We start from the raw sequence: 20,193 nt of genomic DNA on the forward strand, positions 1-20,193 counted from the left end.
GTTGCTCCGGGCGGGTGGGAAACGCGGCGGGAATGAAGTGCGCCTTGCGGGATGTTCACCATTCAACTAAATTGAAGGCAGGACGATCCCGGAGGTGGCTCCCATGCCCGCAGTGACTGTCGAAAACCCGCTGGCCCTGCCCAAGGTCGCCGCTTCCGGCGACGCGGCGGCCCGCCCCGTGCTCGCCGTCACCACGGCGCCGAGCGGATTCGAGGGCGAGGGTTTCCCGGTTCGCCGTGCGTTCGCCGGGATCAACTACAAGTACCTCGACCCGTTCATCATGATGGACCAGATGGGCGAGGTGGAGTACGCGGCCGGCGAGCCGAAGGGCACCCCCTGGCACCCGCACCGCGGCTTCGAGACCGTCACGTACCTGATCGACGGAACCTTCGTCCACCAGGACTCCAACGGTGGCGGCGGCACCATCCAGAACGGCGACACCCAGTGGATGACCGCCGGTTCCGGGCTGCTGCACATCGAGGCCCCGCCGGAGTCCCTGGTGATGTCGGGCGGCCTCTTCCACGGCCTCCAGCTCTGGGTGAACCTGCCCAAGGCCGACAAGATGATGGACCCCCGCTACCAGGACATCCGCGGCGGCCAGGTCCAGCTCCTCGCCTCGCCCGACGGCGGCGCGCTGCTCCGCGTCATCGCCGGTGAGCTCGACGGGCACCAGGGCCCCGGCATCACGCACACCCCGATCACGATGATCCACGCCACCGTGCGCCCCGGCGCCGAGGTGACCCTGCCGTGGCGCGAGGACTTCAACGGACTCGCGTACGTGCTGGCCGGCCGCGGCACCGTCGGCGCGGAGCGCCGCCCCGTCCACATGGGGCAGACCGCGGTCTTCGGCGCCGGTTCCTCGCTGACCGTCCGTGCGGACGACAAGCAGGACGGCAACGCCCCGGACCTGGAGGTCGTGCTGCTCGGCGGCCGTCCGATCCGGGAGCCGATGGCGCACTACGGGCCGTTCGTGATGAACAGCCAGGCCGAACTGAAGCAGGCCTTCGAGGACTTCCAGGCCGGCCGGCTCGGCACCGTGCCCGCGGTCCACGGGATGTGACCGCCGCCGTCGTGTGACGATCCGCACTCGTACGGCGGTGCAAGCGGATTGTCGTCCCGCGCCGTGATCGGGTGGGAGGGTGCAGACTCCTGAACCCCTCCTGCCCGTCGCCGCGCGGCGTACGGCCGCCTGGTGCGGCGTGGTCCTCCTCGTCACCGGGGTGGCCGCGGTCGCCATCTGGCTGTGCGTCGTCCTCAAGACCGCGGTCACTCCCGTGCTGCTCGCGCTGCTCGGTACGGCGCTGCTCGGGCCGGTGCACCGCTGGCTGACCGCCCGGGGGCTGAAGCGCTCGCTCGCCGCGGGACTCACCTGTGTGCTGCTCGTCGCGGTGGTCGGCGGCGCCGGGTACATCGTCGTCACCGCGCTCGTCGACACCGGTGACCAGATCGTCCGGTCGCTGAAGGACGTCGCCCAGTGGGCCGTCGACCACTTCGGGATCGGCAAGAACACCAGCGTGGACGACCTGGTGGTCAACGCCCAGAAGCTCGTCGAGAAGTTCGGCGCGAGCGCCGCGGGCGGGCTCCTGTCCGGGCTCAGCCTGATCGGTTCGCTCATCGCCACCAGTGTCCTCGCGCTCCTGCTGACCTTCTTCTTCCTGCGCGACTCCGACCGGGCCGCGGGCCTCGCCCACTCGATCGCCCCGCGCGGTACCGGGGAACTGGTCGAGGCGATGGGGCGGCGGGCCTTCGAAGCCGTCGAGGGATTCATGCGCGGCACCACGTTCATCGCGCTGATCGACGCCATCTGCATCACCGTCGGCCTGCTGATCCTGCGCGTCCCCGGCGCGGTGGGGCTCGGGGCGCTGGTCTTCGTCGGGGCCTACATCCCCTACCTCGGGGCGTTCATCTCGGGCGCCGTCGCGGTCCTGGTCGCGCTCGCCGACCGGGGGTTCGTGATCGCGCTCTGGGCGCTGGGGGTGGTACTCGCCGTGCAGGTGCTGGAGGGGCACGTCCTGCAGCCGGTGATCCAGAGCCGTACGGTGCAGATGCACCCCGCCATGATCATGATCGCGATCACCGCGGGCGCCAGTGTGGCCGGTCTGCTGGGCATGCTGCTCGCGGTCCCGGTCTGCGCGGCGGCCTTCGGCATCCTCGGCGAACTGCGCGGGGACCGGCCGGGGTCCGCGTCCGGGGAGGGGCCGCGGCCCGGCCCGGCCCCGGAAGGCGCCTGACGCGGCCTCGCCCGGCTTGGGCCGCCTGTCTTACGGGGCACCGCTCGGCTCGGGCTGTCTGCCCGACGCGGCCCCGCGCGGCTCAGCTTCCCGCCCGGCTCTCCGCCCGGCTCAGCTCTCCGGCCCCGACTCGTACAGCTCGAACCAGATCGACTTCCCCGCCCCTTGCGGGTCCACCCCCCACGCGTCGGCGAGCATCTCCATCAGCACCAGCCCGCGCCCGCTGGAGGCCATCTCCCCGGGGCGCCGCTTGTGCGGGAGTTCGTCGCTGCCGTCGGACACCTCCACGCGCAGCAGCCGCTCGCCGTGCTCCCCCGTCGCCTGCGCGAGCATCAGCGCGTCCCCGTCCGTGTGGACGAGGACATTGGTGGCCATCTCGGAGATCATCAGCACCGCCGCATCGACCTGTTCCGGATCCGCCCAGTCGTGCAGCAGGTCCCGCATCTGCTGCCGGGCCGCCGCGATCCGCTCCGGCTCGGCCTGCGCGATGGTCAGCGCGGTGCGCCGGGGCGCCGGCCGTCGCCGCGTCCCCCCGTCGCACCGGAGCAGCAGCAGCGCGATGTCGTCCTCCCGGCGGTCCGACAGCGGGCCCGTCGTGTAGTGCGACGTCGGCCCGTGCACGGCCTGCACGAGGGCGTCGGCGAGCTTCTCCAGGTCGGCGGTCTGCTGCTCCAGGACCGGCCGCAGCCGGTCCCAGCCGGAGAACAGGTCATGGCCGCCGGTCTCGATCAGCCCGTCCGTACAGAGCATGATCGTTTCTCCCGGCTCCAGGGTGAGCCGGCTCGTCGGATAGTCGGCGTCCGTCTCGACGCCGAGCGGCATTCCGCCCTCGGTCTGGCGGATCATCGCCGTTCCGTCGGCGGTGATCACCACGGGGTCGGGGTGGCCGGCCCGCGCTATGTCGAGCGTGCCGGTCTCCGGGTCGGTCTCCGCGTACAGACAGGTGGCGAAGCGCGGTCCGGTCTCCTCGCCGTCCTCGTACGCGTCCGTGAGCCCGGAGAGGAAGCGGGAGGCCCGCGAGAGCACCGCGTCGGGGCGGTGCCCCTCGGCGGCGTACGCGCGCAGGGCGATCCGCAGCTGCCCCATCAGCCCGGCGGCCCGCACGTCGTGGCCCTGGACGTCACCGATGACCAGGGCGATCCGGCCGTTGGGGAGCGGGATCATGTCGTACCAGTCGCCGCCGACCTGGAGGCCGCCGCCGGTCGGGATGTAGCGGGCGGCGACCGTCATCCCCGGGACGTCGGGGCCCAGGGTCGGCATCATCGAGCGCTGGAGCCCCAGCGACAGCTCCCGCTCGGTCTCGGCGACCCCGGCCCGGGTCAGCGCCTGCGCCAGCATCCGGGCCACGGTCGTCAGTACGGACCGTTCGTCCGGCGAGAACGACACCGGGTGCTTGAAGCCCGCCATCCAGGCGCCCATGGTGTGCCCCGCGACGATCAGCGGCAGGAAGGCCCAGGAGCGGCGCCCGAAACGGCTGGCGAGCGGCCAGGTGACCGGGTAGCGGCGGCTGTAGTCCTCGGGCGACGGCAGATAGATCGCCCGCCCCGTCCGTACCACCTCGGCGGCCGGGTAGTCGGTCTCCAGCGGCATGTCGGTGAACGGGTCCTCGTCGCCCACGCTGTGCCCGTGGTGTCCGATGATCGTCAGCCGTTCGCCCGCGACGCCGAAGACCGCCAGGCCGTCCGGCGAGAAGCCCGGCATGGAGAGCGAGGCGGCGACCCGCAGCACCTCCGCGGTCGACCGGGCCTCGGCCAGCGCCCGGCCCGCGTCCAGCAGGAAGGCCTCCCGGGAGCGGCGCCAGTCCCCGGTGATGGGGGTGTGCGCCCCGATGGCGCCGGGCTGCGGCTCGGCGACCTCCTGGAGGGTGCCGACCAGTACGTAGTCCCTGCCGCCCGGCGTTCCGGGCGGCAGCGGCTTGGAGCGGCTGCGGACTATGCGCAGCACCCGGCCGCTGCTGTCCACGATCCGCAGCCGGGCCTCGGCGAGGGTGCCCTCGGCGCGTGCGAGGTTCACCACCCCGTAGATCTCGTTCCAGTCGACGGGGTGGAAGCGGGAACGCACCGCGGACTCGCGGAAGACGCCGGCCGTGGCGGGCAGCTCCAGGAGCCGGGCCGCCTCCGCGTCGAGCGTGACGGTCCCGGCTGCGTTGTCCCAGCGCCACAGACCGGTCGCGGTCGCGGCCAGGACGTCCTCGGTGCGCATTGCCCCACTTTAAGAAGATCTGCTCCACGAACGCCACCGATGGGTGGCTCCTCCGGCCTCCCGGCGGCCCCGCCGGGACCCCCGGATGATCTTGAAATGTCAATGTCAATGATTCGGTGCGGGTGCGGGCGGTAGCCTGGGGTGGCTGAATCCACCCCGAACCGCGAAGACTGGATGAACGACGATGCATCGGTACAGGTCCCACACCTGCGGCGAGCTCCGCGCCTCTGACGTCGGCACCGACGTCCGACTGAGCGGCTGGCTGCACAATCGCCGAGACCTGGGTGGCATCCTCTTCATCGATCTGCGCGACCACTACGGTCTGGTGCAGCTCGTCGCCCGCCCCGGCACCCCCGGCAACGAGGCGCTGGCGAAGCTCACCAAGGAGACCGTCGTACGGATCGACGGCAAGGTCTCCGCGCGTGGCGCCGACAACGTCAACCCGGAGCTCCCGACCGGCGAGATCGAGATCGAGGTCACCGAGGTCGAGGTGCTGGGCGAGGCCGCCCCGCTGCCCTTCACGATCAACGCCGAGGACGGGGTCAACGAGGAGCGGCGCCTGGAGTACCGCTTCCTCGACCTGCGCCGCGAGCGCATGCACCGCAACATCATGCTGCGCTCGGCGGTCATCGCCTCGATCCGCGCCAAGATGGTGACCCTCGGCTTCAACGAGATGGCGACCCCGATCCTCACCGCGACCTCCCCCGAGGGCGCCCGTGACTTCGTCGTCCCGTCGCGTCTGAACCCGGGCAAGTTCTACGCCCTGCCGCAGGCCCCGCAGCAGTTCAAGCAGCTGCTGATGATCTCCGGCTTCGACCGCTACTTCCAGATCGCGCCGTGCTTCCGCGACGAGGACGCCCGCGCGGACCGTTCGCCCGGCGAGTTCTACCAGCTCGACGTCGAGATGTCGTTCGTCGAGCAGGAGGACGTCTTCCGGCCGATCGAGAAGCTGATGACCGAGCTCTTCGAGGAGTTCGGCAACGGCCGCCACGTCACCTCGCCGTTCCCGCGCATCCCGTTCCGTGAGTCGATGCTGAAGTACGGCAACGACAAGCCCGACCTGCGCGCCAAGCTGGAACTGGTCGACATCTCCGACGTCTTCGCCGACTCGGAGTTCAAGGCGTTCGCCGGCAAGCACGTCCGTGCCCTCCCGGTTCCGGACACCGCCGGTCAGTCCCGGAAGTTCTTCGACGGCCTCGGCGACTACGCCGTCCAGCACGGCGCCAAGGGCCTGGCCTGGGTCCGGGTCGGCGAGGACGGCACCCTGGCGGGACCGATCGCCAAGTTCCTCACCGAGACCGACGTCAAGACGCTCACCGAGCGGCTCTCCCTCGTGCCGGGCCACGCGGTCTTCTTCGGCGCCGGCGAGTTCGACGAGGTCTCCAAGATCATGTCCGCCGTCCGCGTCGAGGCCGCCAAGCGCGCCGGCCACTTCGAGGAGGGCGTCTTCCGGTTCTGCTGGATCGTCGACTTCCCGATGTACGAGAAGGACGAGGACACCGGCAAGATCGACTTCTCGCACAACCCCTTCTCGATGCCCCAGGGCGGCCTGAAGGACCTGGAGGAGAAGGACCCGCTGGACATCCTCGCCTGGCAGTACGACATCGTCTGCAACGGCATCGAGCTGTCCTCCGGCGCCATCCGCAACCACGAGCCCGAGCTGATGCTCAAGGCCTTCGAGATCGCCGGTTACGACCGCGAGACCGTCGAGCACGAGTTCGCGGGCATGCTGCGCGCCTTCCGCCTCGGCGCCCCGCCGCACGGTGGCATCGCCCCGGGCGTCGACCGCATCGTGATGCTGCTGGCCGACGAGCCCAACATCCGCGAGACGATCGCCTTCCCGCTCAACGGCAACGCCCAGGACCTGATGATGGGCGCCCCGACGGAGCTGGACGAGACCCGGCTGCGCGAGCTGAACATCCAGCTCCGCAAGCCGGCGGCGACGGTGAAGGAGAAGGCGGACGCCAAGGACTCCGTGGCGAGGGACACCGGCGCGAAGTAAGGGGCCTGCTGCCGGGTCCTCCGAGCGCCTCGGTTCCGGCTCGGTTTCGCGTCGGTTCCGGCTCGGTTCCGCGTCGGGTCGGCTCCGTTCCGCCTCGGTTCCTCGGTTCCACGTGAAACATCCCCCGGCCGGGGTCGGCCGGGGGATGTTTCACGTTTCGGCGCAGGCTTGAGGATGCCCGTCTCAGGTCGCGTTCAGGGCCACCGTCGGATGCAGCCGGGAGGCGCGGACCGCCGGATAGAGGCCCGCGACCACGCCGATCAGGAGGGTGGCGGCCAGGCCGCCCGCCAGCGACCAGGGCGGTACCACCGCCGTCCACCCCTGGACCCGCGCGAAGCCGTACGTCGCCGCCGCGCCCAGCAGCGCGCCCGTCGCCCCGCCCAGTGCCGACAGCAGCAGCGACTCGGTCAGGAACTGGAGCCGGATCGCGCCCCGGGTCGCGCCCAGCGAACGGCGCAGCCCGATCTCCTGGCGGCGCTCCAGGACGGAGATGACCATGGTGTTGGCGACGCCCACCCCGCCGACCAGCAGGGCCACCGCCCCCAGGCCGAGCATCAGATTGGTCAGACCCTCGTCGGTGGCGGCCTTCGCGGCCAGCGCGTCCGAGGGGCGGGAGACCCTGATTCCCCCTTCGCTGCCGGGGCTGATGGTGCGGGCCAGGACCGCCCGTACGTCCTCGACCGAGGCGTCCGTGGAGCGCTCGAAAACGGTGGTCGGGTGGCCGTCGAAGCCGAAGTGGCGCTCGGCGGCGGGGAATCCGACCATGGCCACCCGGTCCAGGGTGGGGACCAGTTCGAGCGGTTCGAGGATGCCGACGACGACCACCCGGATGTCGTTCATCATGATCGTCTCGCCGGTGCGGGTGATGCCCAGGCGCTTCGCCGCCACCGCGCCGAGGACCGTCGTCGGGAGGCGTTCGCCGGCCGGGGTCAGCCAGCTGCCCCTCGCGACCCGGCCGCCGAGCGTGGGCAGCAGGTCGATGCGGGCCGCCTGGGCGGTGACACCGGCGGTGCGTTCCTCGGGGACCACATCGCTGCGCCGGATGCGGGCGTCGATGTCGGCGGTGGCCGTGGCGTGCCGCACCGGGCCGATGCGCTCGACCATCGCGACCGCGTTCTCCGGGAGCCGGATCCGCTGCCCCGCGGCGTCCTGGCCCGCCTCGGCGGTGAGGAGGTTGGTGCCGAGGCGGTCGAGCCGGGCCATCAGGTCCGCGCGGCTCGACTCGGACAGGCCGACGACCGCGACCATGGTCGCGATGCCGATGGCGATGCCGAGCGCCGAGAGCACCACGCGCGCGCGGCGGGCGCGCAGGCCGACCGCGCCGACGCGGAGGATGTCGCGGGGGGAGAGCCGCGCGGGCCGCAGGTCGTTCCTCATGAACCGGCCCCTTCCGTACGGGCGCCGAAGCGGGAGTCGGAGCGGGAGCCGATGCGGGAGCCGGAACCCGGGCCGGCGAGCGCGCCGGAGCCCGTGTCCGAGACGATCTCGCCGTCCCGGAAGCGGACCCGGCGCGGCAGCGACGCCGCGATCTCGTTGTCGTGGGTGATCACGCAGACGGTGGTGCCGGACGCGTTCAGCTCGTGCAGCAGCTCCATGACGAGCTCGCCGGACGCGGTGTCCAGCGCCCCGGTCGGCTCGTCCGCCAGCAGCAGCCGGGGGCTGCCCACCAGGGCGCGGGCGATGGCCACCCGCTGCTTCTCGCCGCCGGACAGCTCGTTCGGCGTGTGCGAGCGGCGGTGGTCCAGCCGGACCCCGGCCAGCGCCTCCCGGGCCCGTCTGCGCCGTTCCTTCAGCGGCACGCCCGCGTACAGCAGTCCGTCGGCGACGTTGTCCACCGCGTCGCGCCCCGCCGCCAGGTGGAAGTGCTGGAAGACAAAGCCGATGTGGCGGGCGCGCAGTGCGGACAGCCGGGAGTCGGAGAGCCCGGACACGTCGTACCCGGCGACCTCGACGGTGCCTGTGGTGGGCTTGTCGAGGGTGCCCATGATGTTGAGCATCGTGGACTTGCCGGAGCCGGACGGGCCGACGACGGCGAGCAGTTCGCCCTCCTGGACGGTGAGGTTCACCCCGCGCAGGGCGTGGACGCCGCCGGGGTACGACTTGCCGGCGTCCCGCAGTTCGATCACCGGGGCCGGGGTCATGACGCGGCCACTCCGACCTTCAGGCCCTCGCGCAGGTCCGGGCCGCTGACCTCGATCTGCCCGTCGGCGGTCATGCCGGTCTCCACTCGCACCATCTCCGTGGTGGTCCCCCGGACGACCTGGAGGCCGTAGCCGCCGTTCTCGCCGCGCAGGGCGACGACCGCCTCGACGGGGACCGCGAGGACGCCCTTGTGCGCCTCGCTGACGAACTTCACGCTCGCCGGCTTCCTGGTGTCCTCGCCGGACGCGGCGTTCGCCCCGCCGTCCAGGACGACCTCGACGGTGATGCCGTCCTCGGCGCTCGCGTCGGCCCCGGCGGCGGCCGTCTCGGGGCGCACCGTTCCGGCAACCCGGCCGGCCGCGGTCTTCCCGCTCGGCAGGGTGACCTCGACCTTGGTGCCCTTCGAGGTGAGCGCGCCGTCGGTCTGCTCCAGTTCCGCCCGTACGACGGGCCGGGTGGAGGCGATCGTCAGGACCGGTTCGTCCGGGCCGACCTGGTCGGCGAGCGCCGCGTCGGCGGAGACCACCTTGACCCGGCCGGGCTGGAAGACGACATCGCCCCGGCCTACCCGGCCGGTGGTGTCGCGGTTCAGGGACTTCTGCCACTGCTTCACGGCGGCCTCGGTGCCTTCGTCGTACCGGGTGTCGACGTAGAGCTGCGAGCCGTACCCCAGGTCGCGCAGATTGCGCTCCAGCTGGAGCACGTCACTGCCCCGGTCGCCGGACTTCATCTCGCGGAACATGGGGACCGGCCCGTAGAGGAGGGTGACGGGCTTGTCGTTCAGTTCGTACAGCGCCTGCCCCATGGCCACCGTCCTGCCTTCGGGGGCGGCCACCGTGACGGTGCCCTCGACGGCGGACTTGACGGTGCGGCGCTGCGAGAAGTCGAGCCTGCCGTCGACGGTCCTGGACTGTGCGAGGTCGGTGCGTACGACGCTCGCGGTGGCGGGCGGCAGGTCGCCGCCCCGTCCGGAGGCGCCCGCGCCGTCGCCGTGGCCGAGGAGGAGGACGCCCCCGGTGACGGCGGCGGCGAGGGTCAGCGCACCGAGTGTGAGGAGGGTGGCACGGCGCTTCACTGCATGCCGTCCAGACCGTAGAGCAGCTTCGACTCGCACGCCTTGCGGGCCTTCTTGTACGCCGGTGAGTCGGTGTCGATGGACGGGGACGCCGGGTTCGGGTCGCCGCCCGGCTGGGCGTTGCCGCCGCTCATGGTCGGGTTGGTGAACCGGGAGACGCCGTTGTCGCGCATGCACTTGGCGTGCGCGAGCATCGACTCGTAGGACTTCTGCTGGTCGCGCTTGGGCTCGGCGTCCATGGCGGCAAGCAACTCGGGGGCGCAGACCCCGTCCTTGCCTCCCTTGATGCCCTCGTTGCGGCCCGGCTGGGAGCCGATCTCGTTGACCTTGTCCCAGTCGAGGTAGCCGCTGAGCTTGGGGTCGGGGAAGTCCTTGTAGCCGCCCTTGACGCGCATGCACTGGACGTACTTCAGCTGGGCGTCGTAGAAGGCGCTCTTGCCCGCGGGCGGCGCGTCGGCCTTGTTCCCGTCCTTCTCGGCGCTCGCGCCCGGCGTGTCCGGTACGTCGGCGATCACATCGCTCTTCTTCGTACCGCCCGCGCTGTCGTCACCGCCGCCGCAGGCGACGGCGAGGGCGAGCACGGGCAGGGCCACGAGGGCGGTCATGCGCAGCCGGGCGGTGGCGCGGGAGCCGGTGCGGGGGCTGCGGGGGTTCGTCCTGGGGAAGGTCATGCGCCGCACGTTCGTCGCCGCAGATGATGGCCCCTCCATGGCCACATGATGGGAACGTAACAATGCCCCCGGCCTGCGTCCGTGCCCCGGTCCGGAGCAGACGCGGGCGGTCCGGGCATGCACATAATCGGCTCCATGCCGCATGTGTTGCTGATCGAGGACGACGCGTCCGTACGGGACGGGATGGAGCTCGTGTTGCGCCGGCACGGGTACGGCGTGGAGACCGCCGCCACCGGCGAGCAGGCCCTCGCCCTGCTGGCCGGGGAACGGGGCGCGCGGGTGGAACTGGCCGTCCTGGACCTGATGCTGCCCGGCATGGACGGCTTCGAGGTGTGCCGCCGCATCCGCGCCCGCTCGGCGACCCTGCCCGTCATCATGCTGACCGCACGCGGCGACGACTCGGACATCGTGACCGGGCTGGAGGCGGGCGCCGACGACTACGTCGTCAAGCCGGTCACCGCCCCCGTCCTGGAGGCCCGCATCCGGGCCGCGCTGCGACGGGCGGAACCGTCCGGGCCGGTGCGCGGGGGCGCCGACGAGCTCGCCGGGCTGGTGATCGACCGCGCCGGACTGACCGTCACCAAGCACGGCACTCCGGTCCCGCTGCCGCCCACCGAACTGCGGCTGCTGCTGGAGCTGTCCGCCTCCCCGGGCCGGGTTCTCAGCCGCGAGCAGCTCCTGGAATCCGTCTGGGACCACACCTTCCTGGGTGACTCCCGGCTGGTGGACGCGGCGGTCGGCCGGCTGCGGGCCAAGCTGGAGGACGTACCGGCCAGGCCGAGGTACGTCCAGACGGTGCGGGGCTTCGGCTACCGCTTCGGACCGCTGTGAGCCGTACGGAGAAGGCCGGCGAGAGCCGTGCGGAGAGGGCCGCTGCGAGCCGTGCGGAGAGGGCCGGCGTGAGCCGTGCGGGTACGCCCGCTGCGAGCCGTACGGACGACGGGGGCGGCGGCGGGCGCGGCGTCGCCCCGAAGCGGCGCTCCCGGCGGCTCGTCGGCGGGCTGCGCGTCCGGCTCGTCGTCACCTTCGTCGTCGTCGCGCTCATCAGCGCGCTGACCGCGACCGCCCTCGCCTACCGGGACGCCCGCACCGCCGTCCTCCAGCGCACCCAGAACGCCGCCGTGAACGGCCTCCGGGAGCGGGTCACCGCGGTCGCCGCCGACTTCGACGTACCGCCCGACCAGCAGTCGCTGTCCCGGTTCGCGGCGAGGGTGTCGGAGGGCCTCGGCGGGAACATCGTCGTCGCCCGCTACCAGGACCTCTCCGCCGTCTCCGACTCGCTCGCCGACACCACGTCCCGGATCACCACCGAGCTGCGCGCCGCCGTGATGACCGGCGACGAGGCCCGGTTCCAGCGGGTGCGGTGGCGGGGCGATCCCTATCTGGTGGTCGGCACGCCCGTCCGGTTCTCCGACGGGGACCGCCGCACCTCCGGCCTGGAGGTCTTCGCGATCACCGATCTGCGGGCCGAGCGCGACGACACCGCCGCCCTGCTGGACTCCGTACGGACGGGCATGGTGCCGGTGGTGCTGCTGGCCGCCGTCCTGGCGCTGCTGGCCGCGGGGACGGTCCTGCGTCCGGTACGGAAGCTGGGCCGGGCCACCCGTGAGCTGGCGTCCGGGGACCTCGGCAGCCGGGTCGCCGTCTCCGGGCACGACGAACTCGCCGACCTGGCCCGGACGTTCAACGAGACCGCCGACGCGCTCCAGACCTCGGACACGGAGCTGCGCGAGCAGGAGGCGAAGGCGCGCCGCTTCGTGGCGGACGTGTCCCACGAGCTGCGCACACCCCTCGCGGCGATGACGATGGTGGCGACCGTCCTGGAGGAGGACGCCGACCAGCTGCCGCCGGACGCGGCGCGGGCGGCCCGTACCGTCGGTGCGGAGACGGCCCGGCTGTCCCGGCTGGTCGAGGACCTGATGGAGATCTCCCGCTTCGACGCGAAGGCGGTACGGCTGAACGCGGCCGAGGCGGATCTCGCCGACACCGTGCGGGCGTCGCTGGCGCTGCGCGGCTGGACGGACCGGGTGCGGACGGAGCTGCCCGAGGGGCTGCGGGCGGTGGTCGACCGGCGCCGGATCGACGTGATCGTCGCGAACCTGGTGGGCAACGCGCTGCGGCACGGAGCCCCGCCGGTCACCGTGACGCTCGCGACGGCCCCCGGGGCGGACGGGGAGTGGGTGACCCTGGAGGTCGCCGACCACGGTCCCGGGCTGCCGCCGGGGGCCCGGGACCAGGTCTTCGACCGGTTCTACAAGGCGGACGCGGCGCGCACCCGCGGCGCGGCCGACGACACCGGGCAGGGCAGCGGCCTCGGTACGGCGATCGCGCTGGAGAACGCCCGGCTGCACGGCGGCACGATCGAGGCGGCCGACGGGCCGCGGGGCGGCGCGGTGTTCACGCTGCGGCTGCCGCTACGACCTACGGGGGAGGACACGGAGTGAGGATCAGCCAGGGGATCGTGGTCGCCGCGCTCGGGGGCGCCCTCGTGGCGTGCGGCGTCCAGCCGACCGGGGTGATAGCGGCGGGCGAACCCGCGTCCGGGCCGACCCGCGGGATGCGGCTGTACTACGCGTCCGCCGCCGGGCTGCGCGCGGTGCCGCTGCTCGACCAGGAGATCAAGGACCTCATCTCGGTGCTGAAGCTGCTCGCAGGGAAGCCGCCACCGGCCGAGGAGGGGGGCGGGCTCACCTCTCTCGTCCCCCAGCTCGGCGGCTACGAGGCGACCGGCGAGGGCACCCGCGTCACGGTGCGCATGGACGGCTCGTACCCGGGGTCGGGGCGCGACCTGGGCACGGGCCAGCTGGTGTGCACGCTGGCGCGCGCCCAGTCCGTACTCGAACCGAAGGTCAGGACCGACGACGTAGAGGTCACCCTGCGGCCCACCGACGGCGAGGTGCTGGGCCCGTACCGGTGCGCGGAGTTCCTCAACGGGTGAGCCGCGGCCACCCCCTGACACCGGGGCCGGCTCCGGGGCATCCCTGACGATCCGGCGGTCCGGACGTGGCAGGGGCGTGGCCGCGTCACCGGTTCCGCACGAGAGGGCGGGGGCGCGAGCCGTGGGGCACGCGCCGGATACCGCGTCGGGCACCGCACCGGACGCCGTGCCGGGCGCCGCGACGGATACCGCACCGAGCACCGCATCGAGTCGTGGCCGGTTCCATGGCCGTCGCCGCCGTGACCACCACCCGGACCTGACCGGCGATCAGCCCTTCGGCGCCCCCCCCCAGGAACGCAAGGTCCGGAACCTACACGCACGGGACGGTTTCGCGGCCCACCGGCGCGCGTGTCCGGCGGGCGATACAGCCGTATGGCCCCCGTACGGATTCGCGCTCGCCCGACGCGGCGTTAACTGGGCTCGGCGGCAAGAGGCGTGACGGGGAGCTCGCCCGTGCTGCCGTCACCCCACGACTGCTGAGGAGTTTCCCGTGTCCGTGTTCCGCCCGTCGGCCGTCCGGCGTCCCCCGTACGCCGTCCACGTCGGCACCTGTGCCGCCGCGCTGCTGCTGCTCACCGCATGCGGCGACACCACCTCCGACACCGCGACCGGAAACCCGGCCGTCCGGGCGTCCGCCTCGGTCTCCGCCGGTGTCGCGGGGCCACAGGCCGACGGCGTACGGAGACGGGCCGCCCCCGGGCCGTACGCACCGGTCGTCCGGCCGCGCGAGATCCCCGCGCTGGGGCCGAAGACCCGGGCCACGATCCCGGCGTCCGCCAAACAGGTCTTCGTCGTCACCGGCGACTCCTACGACTCCAGCCTTTCCACCGCGGTCCTCTACGCCCGGGACAACCCGGCCCTGGGCTGGCTGCCCGTCACCACCCGCTGGCCGGCCCACAACGCGCTGAACGGCTGGACCGACGAGCACTGGGAGGGCGATCTCCGCACCCCGGTCGGGGTCTACGGGCTGACCTACGCGGGCGGCCTGTTCGATCCCCCCGAAACGGCGTTCCCCTACGACCGGAACCCGGCGTTCGTGGTGAGCGGCGAGGGCTTCGACGGGGAGCAGCTCGAAGGGTCCTTCGACTACGTCGTCGCCGTCGACTACAACCGGACCCCCGGCGTCACCCCCCTCGACCACGCACGCCCGCTCGGCCAGGAACGCGGCGGCGGAATCTGGATCCACGTGGACCATGGCGGCCCGACCCAGGGCTGCGTCTCGCTCCCCCTGGACCGGATGCGGGAACTCCTGAGCACCCTCGACCCCGCGAAGAAGCCGGTCGTCGTGATGGGTGACGCGGAGGCACTGGAGCGGTGAACGGGGTACGGGCCGGGGGCGAGCCCGTACGCTCAAGGTTCGGCCACACGGAAGTCGCGGGCGGATCACCGAATGGCTGACACGTCTGTGCGTACAGGCCGACCAGGGCAATTGGCTGTTCGTCGGGCAGGGACTGCGCACCGAGCCGCTGAAGAACTGGGTCCGCTGACCACGGGCAGCGGCAGGGCGAAGGGCGGGACCGGCAACGCGGTCCCGCCCTTCGCCATACGCGCACCGCGTTACGCGGGCTTCTCCTCCAGGCGCGGGAAGAGCACCGCGCCCTTCGTCACCGTCGTGCCCGCCGGGAGCCGGCCCCAGCTGCCCGCGTCCTGCACGCGCTGCTCGGCCAGTGCGCCCAGCGACGCCTCGGCGCCCAGCGACTCCCACAGCTTCTGCGAGGTCTCCGGCATCACGGCGTTCAGCAGGACCGCGACGCCGCGCAGCGACTCGGCGGCCGTGTAGAGGATCGTCGCGAGCCGGGCCTGGCCCTCGGGAGTGGTGTCCTTGGCGACCTTCCAGGGCTCCTGCTCCGTGATGTAGCCGTTGACCTGCTTCACGAAGTCGAAGATCGCCAGGATGCCGGCCTGGAAGTCCAGCTCCTCGCCGATCTTCTCGTCGGCCGTCGCGACGGCCTTGGCCAGACCCTCCTGGACCGCCTTCTCGGCGTCACCCGATGCGGTGGCCTCCGGGAGCGCCCCGCCGAAGTACTTGCCGACCATGGCCGCGACGCGCGAGGCGAGGTTGCCGTAGTCGTTGGCGAGCTCGGAGGTGTAGCGGGCGGAGAAGTCCTCCCAGGAGAACGAGCCGTCGCTGCCGAACGCGATCGCCCGCAGGAAGTACCAGCGGTACGCGTCCACGCCGAAGTGCGAGGTCAGGTCCTGCGGCTTGATGCCCGTCAGGTTCGACTTCGACATCTTCTCGCCGCCGACCATCAGCCAGCCGTTGGCCGCGACCTTGCCGGGCAGCGGCAGGCCCTGCGCCATCAGCATCGCGGGCCAGATCACCGCGTGGAAGCGCAGGATGTCCTTGCCGACCAGGTGCACGTTCGCGGGGAACGTGCCGTCGAACTTCTCCTGGTTGGCGCCGTAGCCGACCGCCGTGGCGTAGTTCAGCAGGGCGTCGACCCACACGTAGATGACGTGCTTCTCGTCCCACGGCACCGGGACGCCCCAGTCGAAGGTCGAGCGGGAGATCGAGAGGTCCTGGAGGCCCTGCTTGACGAAGTTCACGACCTCGTTGCGGGCGGACTCGGGCTGGATGAAGCCCGGGTTGTTCGCGTAGAACTCCATCAGCTTCGGGCCGTAGGCGCTCAGCTTGAAGAAGTAGTTCTCCTCCTTGAGGATCTCCACCGGCTTCTTGTGGATCGGGCACAGCTTGACGCCGGCCTCGTCCTCGATGAGGTCGCCGGGGAGCTTGTACTCCTCGCAGCCCACGCAGTACGGGCCCTCGTAGCCGCCCTTGTAGATCTCACCCTTGTCGTACAGGTCCTGGACGAACTCCTGCACCCGGTCGGTGTGACGCTTCTCCGTCGTACGGATGAAGTCGTCGTTCGCGATGTTCAGGTGCTCCCAGAGGGGCTTCCACGCCTCCTCCACGAGCTTGTCGCACCACTCCTGCGGGGTGACGTCGTTCGCCTCGGCAGTGCGCATGATCTTCTGACCGTGCTCGTCCGTGCCGGTGAGGTACCACACCTTCTCGCCGCGCTGGCGGTGCCAGCGGGTGAGCACGTCGCCTGCGACGGTCGTGTAGGCGTGGCCCAGGTGAGGAGCGTCGTTGACGTAGTAGATGGGGGTCGATACGTAGAAACTCTTCACGCCGTCGCCCCCTTGCTTCTCGGATCCAGTGGCCGCCATGGTCGAAATCCTAACGGCCCGGGGAAGATCGACTCACACCGATAAACCCGGCCACGCACGTGGAGACCTCTGCGAAGCATCCCTTCCCGTAGCGAACATGCATCCTGGGAGAGAGTGGACACGCGTGGACGAGGCAGGGGACATCACGATGCGGGTACTGGTCGCCGAGGACGAGGAGATCCTGGCGGAGCTGGTCGCGACCGGACTGCGGCGGGCCGGGTTCGCCGTCGACACGGTGTACAGCGGTGACGCCGCCCTCGCCTACCTGGGGCTGCACGACTACGACGTCGTCGTCCTGGACCGCGACCTGCCGCGGGTGCACGGCGACGACGTGGCGCGCGGGCTCGTCGCCTCCGGCTCCCGGACCAGGATCCTGATGCTCACCGCCGCCGGTTCCATGGAGGACCGGGTCGCCGGGCTCGACCTCGGCGCCGACGACTACCTGGGCAAGCCGTTCGAGTTCCCGGAGCTGGTGTCGCGGGTGCGGGCGCTGCGCCGCCGCAGCGCCCGTCCGGTCCCGCCGCAGCTGGAACGGCACGGCATCCGGCTCGACACCGTACGGCGCACGGCCTCGCGGGACGGGCGGGAGCTGGACCTCTCGCCGAAGGAGTTCTCGGTGCTCCAGCTGCTGCTGGAGGCGGACGGCGGGACCGTCAGCGCGGAGGAGCTGCTGGAGCGGGCCTGGGACGCCAACGCCGATCCTTCCCCGAGCTCTCAGCTTCGTTCGAGCTGGGGGAGGCCCCATCCCGGCGCCGTGCGCGTCTGCATGAGCAAGCTGCGCGGGAAGCTCGGGGAGCCGGCCCTGATCCGTACGGTGCAGGGAGTGGGGTACGCCCTGTGAGGCGCCTCGCGCAGGTGCCGCACTCCAGGATCCGGGCCCGGATCGCGCTCGTGTACGGCGGGGTGTTCCTGGTCCTCGGCACGGCGCTGCTCACCACCGTCAACCTCGCCTCCCGCGCCGGTACGGACTCCCAGGCGCGCGACATCGCCCGCACCGCCGCGGTCGTCCAGCCCGGCTACGCGGTGAACGGTCCGCTGATCACCCGGCGGAGTCTCGGGCCGCCCACCGTCTACGACCTCACCGACCACGTCAGCGACGCGGCCGGCCACCAGCTGCTCATGTGGTCCGTGGCCGCGCTGCTCGTGATGACGGCCTGCGCGGTCGGCGTCGGCTGGTGGACCGCGGGGCGGGTGCTGCGGCCGGTGCACGCAATGACCGCGAAGGCGCGCCGGCTCTCCGAGCACAATCTGCACGAGCGGATCGCGTCCAGCGGACCCGACGACGAGCTGAAGGAACTGGGCGACACGCTGGACGCGCTGCTGGCCCGGCTGGAGAAGGCGTTCGACAGCCAGCGGCGGTTCATCGCCAACGCCTCCCACGAGCTGCGCACCCCGCTCGCCACCCAGCGCGCCGCGATCCAGATCGGCCTGGACGACCCGACGCCGGAGGATCTCGTACGGACCCGGCAGACGCTCCTGGACAACAACCGGCGCAGTGAGCGGCTCATCGAGGGGCTGCTGGTGCTGGCGCGCAGTGAGCGCGGGCTCGCCGAGGGCGAGCGGGAGGCGGTGGATCTCGCGCGGGTGGTGGCGGAGGAGACGGCCCGGCACCCGGGCGTGGAGGCCGCCCCCGGGCTCTGCACGGTGCGCGGGAACCGGCTGCTGCTGGCGCAGCTGGTGGCGAATCTGCTGGCCAACGCCGTCACGTACAACGTGTCGGGCGGGACGGTGGACGTGTCACTGGTGACGGTCCGCGGCGCGGCGCTGCTGAAGGTCCGCAACACCGGGCCGGTGGTGGACGCGGCGGACATCCCCGGGCTGTTCGAGCCGTTCCGGCGGGGCGAGGGCAGGGACCGGATGGGGCGCGGGTCGGGCCTCGGCCTGTCGATCGTGCGCTCCATCGCGGTGGCACACGGCGGTACGGTCACGGCGGTGCCGGGGCCCGGGGGCGGGCTCGCCGTGACCGTACGGCTGCCGGTCGATCAGTCGGCGGTCACCGTTTCGCGGGCGGCGACCCAGGCGGGGAGCGCGGCGAGGATCTCGCGGTAGAACGTGGTGTCCGCGACCTCCCGGGGGGCGGGGCCCGCGTGGAAGAACCCGGCGTTCGGGGCGTCCAGCTTGCGCAGGAAGTCGAAGCCCTTGGCGTCCTCGTCGCCGAACGCGACGAACTGGAAGAACAGCGGCAGCCGGGCCGCGTCGGCCAGCGCCTGCTTGGCGGCCTGCTTGGCGTCCGGCGGGCCGTCCGTCTGGAAGACCACCAGGGCGGGGCCGGTCGCGCCGGACTTCTCGTAGTGCGCGACGACCTCTTCGACGGCGCGCTGGTAGTTCGTACGGCCGAGGCGGCCGAGGCCCGCGTTCAGCTCGTCGATCCGGCCCTCGTGGTCGGCGAGGCCGACCGTGCCGGTGCCGTCGATGTCCGTCGAGAAGAAGACCACGGGGACGGTCGCGTTCTCGTCGAGGTGCGCGGCGAGCGCGACGGTGCGGTCGCCCAGGTGCTGGGCGCTGCCGTCCTTGTAGAACGGCCGCATGGAGCCGGAGCGGTCGAGGACCAGGTAGACGGTGGCGCGCAGCCCGGTCAGCCCGTGCGCCTTCAGCCCGGCCTGGGCCGCCTTGTACGAGTCGACGAGCCCGGGAGCCCGCGACTTGACCTTGGCGAGGGTGAGGGCGGGCTTGGGGGCGGGGGCGGTCGCGGGGGTGGGAGCGAGGGTCTCGGGGGCCGGGGCGGGCTCGGCTGCCGGGGTGGGCTCGGCCTTGGTCTCGGGCTCGGGGGTGGGCTCCGGCTCGACGGCTGCCTTGGTCTCGGGGGCGGGCTCGGCCTCGGCCTTTACCGGCTCCGGTGCGGGCTCCGGCTCGGCCTCGGCGGTCACGGGCTCTGATTCCGGCGCGGGCTCCGGCTCGGCCATGGTCGGCTCGACCTCGGCGGGCGCCTCGGAGGTCTCCACGGCCTCCACGGCCTCCACGGCCTCCACGGCCTCCACGGCCTCCACGGCCTCCACGGCCTCCACGGCCTCCACGGCCTCCACGGCCTCCACGGCCTCGGTGAACTCCGCAGTCTCAGCGATCTCGGCGGTCTCGGCGACCTCCGCAGTCTCTTCGGTCTCGACGGCCTCGGTGGTCTCGGCGACCCCCGCAGGCTCTGCCGTCTCGACGACCTCGACAGCCTCGGCGACCTCCGCCGTCTCGACGACCTCGGCGGCCTCCGCCGTCACCGATTCCGGCTTCGCGGCCTCCGGCTTCGCCGACTCCGGCTTCGGGGCGGACCCCTGTGCCGGGACCGTGGGGACGGACGCCTTGTCGAAGGCGGCGGCCACCAGGTCCGAAGCCAGGCCGCCGACGTCGCCGGCGGACCGGCGTGAGGCGGGTGCCGGGACCGAGGCCTTTGAGGCCGGGGCGGTTTCGAGCACCGCGGCCGGCTCCACGGCCGGCTCCTCCGCCGTAACGGTCGCGGTCGCCGTCGTGGCCGGCTCCGACTCCGCGGGCGCGGTGCGTTCGGTCTGGGGCGGGACCGTGGCCGTCGGCGCGTCCTGCTCCGCGCGGTCACGGCCGAACACCTTGCGCAGCAAGCTCCGAATGCCCATGGGTGAGGCCTTTCGCGTGAGTTGGGTGCGAGAAATGTCCGACCTGCGGGAATTGATCCCTGGCCAGGGCGGATACGTAAGGTTAGCGGCCGGATCCGGCCCTTCGGTGGTGCGGCCCGCCCGTGTGGAAACCGATCCGCAACCGATTCCCGAACGAGTCCTGTGGGCATGCCGTGCGGGCCT

The 20,193-nt window shown here is 72.3% G+C and carries 16 protein-coding genes; 9 read left to right on the forward strand and 7 right to left on the reverse strand.

Features of this window, described 5'->3' with window-relative positions; translation table 11 throughout:
* The first annotated feature begins 103 nt into the window (after positions 1-103).
* Positions 104-1,060, forward strand: a complete 957-nt coding sequence (locus ABZ622_RS07920; protein ID WP_360541460.1) for a pirin family protein — start codon at positions 104-106, stop codon at positions 1,058-1,060.
* 79 nt (positions 1,061-1,139) lie between these two features.
* Positions 1,140-2,231, forward strand: coding sequence for an AI-2E family transporter (locus ABZ622_RS07925; RefSeq protein WP_360541462.1), 1,092 nt, complete (start codon positions 1,140-1,142; stop codon positions 2,229-2,231).
* Positions 2,232-2,342: 111 nt separating this feature from the next.
* On the opposite strand, the gene ABZ622_RS07930 is transcribed toward ABZ622_RS07925, so the two are convergent.
* Positions 2,343-4,433, reverse strand: a complete 2,091-nt coding sequence (locus ABZ622_RS07930; RefSeq protein ID WP_360541464.1) for a SpoIIE family protein phosphatase — start codon at positions 4,431-4,433, stop codon at positions 2,343-2,345.
* Between the two features lie 184 nt (positions 4,434-4,617).
* Here ABZ622_RS07930 and aspS point away from each other — a divergent pair, with 184 nt between their 5' ends.
* Positions 4,618-6,435, forward strand: coding sequence for an aspartate--tRNA ligase (gene aspS / locus ABZ622_RS07935; protein ID WP_360541466.1), 1,818 nt, complete (start codon positions 4,618-4,620; stop codon positions 6,433-6,435).
* A 183-nt stretch (positions 6,436-6,618) separates the two neighbouring features.
* Here aspS and ABZ622_RS07940 read toward each other — a convergent pair whose 3' ends face one another.
* The 4 genes from ABZ622_RS07940 to ABZ622_RS07955 are packed head-to-tail and all read right to left on the reverse strand — an operon-like array spanning position 6,619 to position 10,323.
* Complete coding sequence (locus ABZ622_RS07940) at positions 6,619-7,812, reverse strand: ABC transporter permease (protein ID WP_360541468.1); 1,194 nt, start codon at positions 7,810-7,812, stop codon at positions 6,619-6,621.
* On the reverse strand, positions 7,809-8,576 hold the full coding sequence (locus tag ABZ622_RS07945; protein WP_360541470.1) for an ABC transporter ATP-binding protein: 768 nt from the start codon (positions 8,574-8,576) through the stop codon (positions 7,809-7,811). Before ABZ622_RS07945 ends, ABZ622_RS07940 begins: the two co-directional genes overlap by 4 nt.
* A complete protein-coding gene (locus ABZ622_RS07950; RefSeq protein ID WP_360541472.1) occupies positions 8,573-9,652 on the reverse strand; it encodes a peptidoglycan-binding domain-containing protein in 1,080 nt (359 codons plus the stop codon). Before ABZ622_RS07950 ends, ABZ622_RS07945 begins: the two co-directional genes overlap by 4 nt.
* Complete coding sequence (locus tag ABZ622_RS07955) at positions 9,649-10,323, reverse strand: hypothetical protein (protein WP_360541474.1); 675 nt, start codon at positions 10,321-10,323, stop codon at positions 9,649-9,651. Before ABZ622_RS07955 ends, ABZ622_RS07950 begins: the two co-directional genes overlap by 4 nt.
* Positions 10,324-10,458: 135 nt before the next feature.
* On the opposite strand from ABZ622_RS07955, the gene ABZ622_RS07960 reads away from it, so the two are divergent.
* The 4 genes from ABZ622_RS07960 to ABZ622_RS07975 all read left to right on the forward strand — a co-directional run bounded on the left by ABZ622_RS07960 (position 10,459) and on the right by ABZ622_RS07975 (position 14,579).
* Entirely contained in the window at positions 10,459-11,154 is a 696-nt protein-coding gene (locus ABZ622_RS07960) for a response regulator transcription factor (RefSeq protein ID WP_360541476.1), read from the forward strand.
* Between the two features lie 170 nt (positions 11,155-11,324).
* The gene (locus ABZ622_RS07965; protein WP_360541647.1) at positions 11,325-12,767 is read left to right on the forward strand and encodes a HAMP domain-containing sensor histidine kinase; all 1,443 of its coding nucleotides are present in this window, start codon (positions 11,325-11,327) and stop codon (positions 12,765-12,767) included.
* On the forward strand, positions 12,764-13,261 hold the full coding sequence (locus ABZ622_RS07970; protein ID WP_360541478.1) for a hypothetical protein: 498 nt from the start codon (positions 12,764-12,766) through the stop codon (positions 13,259-13,261). Before ABZ622_RS07965 ends, ABZ622_RS07970 begins: the two co-directional genes overlap by 4 nt.
* 490 nt (positions 13,262-13,751) lie before the next feature.
* Positions 13,752-14,579: a L,D-transpeptidase family protein gene (locus ABZ622_RS07975; RefSeq protein WP_360541480.1), complete on the forward strand. Its 828-nt coding sequence runs from the start codon at positions 13,752-13,754 to the stop codon at positions 14,577-14,579.
* Positions 14,580-14,818: 239 nt separating this feature from the next.
* Here the strand turns inward: ABZ622_RS07975 and metG are convergent, their stop codons facing one another.
* Positions 14,819-16,432 carry a methionine--tRNA ligase gene (gene metG / locus ABZ622_RS07980; protein ID WP_360541482.1) on the reverse strand — a complete coding sequence of 538 codons (1,614 nt, stop codon included), beginning with the start codon at positions 16,430-16,432 and terminating at the stop codon, positions 14,819-14,821.
* A 148-nt stretch (positions 16,433-16,580) separates the two neighbouring features.
* Here metG and ABZ622_RS07985 point away from each other — a divergent pair, with 148 nt between their 5' ends.
* Both ABZ622_RS07985 and ABZ622_RS07990 read left to right on the forward strand, forming a co-directional pair.
* Positions 16,581-17,273, forward strand: a complete 693-nt coding sequence (locus ABZ622_RS07985; RefSeq protein ID WP_360541648.1) for a response regulator transcription factor — start codon at positions 16,581-16,583, stop codon at positions 17,271-17,273.
* Positions 17,270-18,481, forward strand: a complete 1,212-nt coding sequence (locus tag ABZ622_RS07990) for an ATP-binding protein (protein ID WP_360541484.1) — start codon at positions 17,270-17,272, stop codon at positions 18,479-18,481. The genes ABZ622_RS07985 and ABZ622_RS07990 overlap by 4 nt, the downstream gene beginning before the upstream one ends.
* On the opposite strand, the gene ABZ622_RS07995 is transcribed toward ABZ622_RS07990, so the two are convergent.
* Positions 18,415-20,010 (reverse strand): VWA domain-containing protein, encoded by a 1,596-nt coding sequence (locus ABZ622_RS07995; RefSeq protein ID WP_360541486.1) that lies wholly within the window; start codon positions 20,008-20,010, stop codon positions 18,415-18,417. The genes ABZ622_RS07990 and ABZ622_RS07995 overlap by 67 nt on opposite strands.
* Between the last annotated feature and the right edge of the window lie 183 nt (positions 20,011-20,193).

Origin of the sequence: Streptomyces sp. NPDC007164 (assembly GCF_040634135.1) — a bacterium.
Lineage (GTDB): Bacteria > Actinomycetota > Actinomycetes > Streptomycetales > Streptomycetaceae > Streptomyces > Streptomyces sanglieri.